The organism is uncultured Sunxiuqinia sp. (genome assembly GCF_963974515.1).
GTDB lineage: Bacteria > Bacteroidota > Bacteroidia > Bacteroidales > Prolixibacteraceae > Sunxiuqinia.
In genome coordinates, this window is the sequence record NZ_CAXBDD010000197.1 from 1 (window position 1) to 3,107 (window position 3,107).

Below are 3,107 nucleotides of genomic sequence, written 5' to 3' on the forward strand. Positions count from 1 at the left end.
GCCAACACCAATGAACCATAAATAGGTCATGGCGATTTTGGGTTGTATCTTTTTGACAAGTGCTTCTCTGGACAGTGCCTTCATTACATTCTTGGCGCCAATGCATTGAATAATTAATTTGATATCCAATAACATTGATTTTACGGTCGTTTTCTTTCTATCGGGATACACGACAAGCGCGCAGGCTTTTTTATTGTCGGAAATAAAAACGTCACCAAATAAAGAACATACTTCAAATGAGTAGTTCATTAAAGCCCGGATCCTGTTGATCCGTTTTTCATCCTGATTGACTACATAATTGACGCTTTGATTGGATTCAAATGACTGGGTGAGAATATCAATGATAAGATTCTTATCCTTATAGTTTGCCCGCCTCATAGAATAAAATTTTGGAGTGAACAATACAAAAACCTACTGTAAAATGTTTAGATAGAAAACATTTACACGGAAGATGTTAATTGCAACTTAAAATAAACAACAAGCAATCAATTATAATTGTTTGAAGACAAATGATCTGGTTATAAAATCTTAAGGCTAATTTTGTGCTTGCGTTTCGTTGGTTCTGAAATTCGGGGAGTGGTTGAGCATCTTCTTTTACGATGGGATTCTTCTTTTGTCCGAATAAAAAAAAGGTAGTTCTCCCACTCAATTTTCTCACCAAAGGTATTTACGCATCCCGGAAAAGTCAAGGGTGACCACCCCCTTCCGTGCCTCGCCAGGCCACACTTCGTGCTTGGTCAAAAACCTGACGTCTATGGTTTTGGTATTTTGAAGATGCGTCAGGTTTTGTGACATTCGCCCTTGACCAGAATCCGGTCTGCTCAATGGGTTACGGCTCAAAATTAATTGGCGAGCCAGATGCCATAAAAAGTCCGCAGGGCAAGCGGCAGAAATTATGAAAATCTATAAGAAAAGTCTTCCACTTATCACCTTGAAAAAAACAAAAACCGATTTCCCGTGTATCAAAATCCTAAAATCCGCTGATGCCAGTGAATTCATTCGCAACTTTTACTCGGATGATGTTGGTATCTATGAAAGTTTCTTCATTCTGCTGCTCAACCGGGGCAACACGACTATCGGTTATGCCAAAATCTCACAGGGCGGTATCGTTGGAACAGTGATTGATGCCACCATCATCGCCAAGTTCTGCGTTGAAGCTTTGGCCAAATCTGTTATCCTTTGCCACAACCATCCCTCCGGTACCCTTATCCCAAGCGAAGCCGATAAGGAAGTCACAAAAAAAATAGCGACTACATTAAAGATTTTCGATTGCGAAGTTCTTGACCATATCATCCTTACAGAAGATTCTTATTTCTCTTTTGCAGATGAAGGGCTGATGTAATAAAGAGAGCCCTTCGGGGCTTTTTTTGGTCGTTTTAATATATTGAAAGAAGCGTTTTTGTCAAATTTTTATTTTTTACGAATTAGTACTGACCAATAATTTTCCACATTTTTGACCTCTGACACGTCATGCCCTTCACCGCGCACCGAACCGGGAACATTGTTGATCGGTGCTCCGTCATCCAGCAAAATTTCTAGGAATTCACCGGAATGCATCTGAGCCAGTTCGATCTTGGTCTTCACAAAATTCATTGGACAAGCCACTCCCCGAAAATCCTTGAAACGTTTTTCTTGTGCTTCATTTTCGGGGCTTTCAGATTTTGGCTTTACCTGTTTCACTTTAAATTGAAGAGAATCATCCATGCTATTGTATAGCTCAATAACGGATGAAGCCAATTCAAAAATGAGTCCCTGGTATTCCTGAAAGTTGCCTTCCGGATTTTTTAGGGCCAGTTGAACCACCGGACCAAATTTCATATCCACATGACCCTCACGGATAAAGTCATCTTTGAAAGCGGTAAAAACCTCCTCCCGGTTTTTGGGTTCAATTCCACGGGTAACCAGCAACATACGCGAAGCATGAAAAACAACTTCATACAGTAATTGACTCGTTGCTGTTTCATGGAAACTTTCTTTGATCTTCTTCTGAAGTTCCAGGATGAAATCCCTGTCAAAATCGATCATGTCAAACATTCCGGCAGAACATTCAGCCTGCCCTTTTCCCGTCAACGAGAACAATTCCTGCGCTCCCCAATCGAAATAATAATTTTTGTCTTCTTCAAACGACGGGACCTCGTCGTACTTTTTCAGCAACTGACCGATTTCTTTTTCCCCTCCAGCTTGCAAATAGGAATCGAAACCGTCATATGCTTCTTTTCGAGATGCGTACAATTCTATCACTTCTGCTGCAAAAACCGGAAGATCACGGGCGCTAATCTGGCCGATCATCTCACCCAAACGAGCTATGCCCCAGCCAGTCTGTCCCCCAAGCGTGACGTAATAAGCCGGGTAAAGCCTTTCATTCCGCGAAGCCCGTCCGTAAAATCCCAGATTAGCTACCTGGTGTTGTCCGCAGGAGTTCGGACATCCGGACAAATTGATCCGGAAATTAGAAACCTTATCCAATGTCAGTTTATCGAGAGTCGAAAGCCTGGATTTAATGGCTTTTGACGCTCCTTTGGAAAGGCAAATTCCCAGTCGGCAAGTATCGGCGCCGGTACAGGCCACCAGGCTGTTTAAAATCCTCGGAGAACTGATTTCAATCCCAATGGTATTTAAAAGATGAAAGAGGCTTTGCAGTTGATCTCCGGGAATATTCCGAAGTAAAATATTCTGCCTCATGGTTAAACGGAGGCAGCCGGGCCCAAAAGGTATCAAAATTTGCGATAAACGTTCAAGCGTCTTTGCACCGGCCATGCCATGTTCAAACGGGATTTCCACCGAATATAACCCTTGCTGCCGTTGTTCATTCACATACCTTTGGGCCCAAAGAGTAAAAGCCCTGCTCCCGTCATGAGCCAACCTGTTTGGCTGGCTGGTTGATGCAGGCATTTCAGGAAGGTTCAACGGGTATTTTCGTTCTTGTTTCAGTTGATTAAAGTAACCGTGAAATAGCTCAAAAACCTTTTCTACTCCCAGTTTATAAAAGATGTATCGAATCCTCGCTTTGTGCCGGTTACGGCGGTTACCATGTTCTGAAAAAAGCTGTTTAACCGCTTCGGCAACATATAAAATATCCGACGCCGGAAGAAAGTCAAACAATAAAT

General features: G+C 42.3%; 3 protein-coding genes. 1 reads left to right on the top strand and 2 read right to left on the bottom strand.

Translation table 11 applies throughout. The annotated features are described in order from the left end of the window. Positions 1–378 (bottom strand): hypothetical protein (locus tag AAC033_RS18790; RefSeq protein WP_339741050.1); only part of this gene is annotated, 378 nt, incomplete at its 3' end. 517 nt (positions 379–895) lie between these two features. Here AAC033_RS18790 and AAC033_RS18795 point away from each other — a divergent pair. Further along, positions 896–1,342 (top strand): JAB domain-containing protein, encoded by a 447-nt coding sequence (locus AAC033_RS18795; RefSeq protein WP_339741053.1) that lies wholly within the window; start codon positions 896–898, stop codon positions 1,340–1,342. Positions 1,343–1,410: 68 nt separating this feature from the next. On the opposite strand, the gene AAC033_RS18800 is transcribed toward AAC033_RS18795, so the two are convergent. After that, positions 1,411–3,107 (bottom strand): sulfurtransferase TusA family protein (locus tag AAC033_RS18800; RefSeq protein ID WP_339741055.1); only part of this gene is annotated, 1,697 nt, incomplete at its 5' end.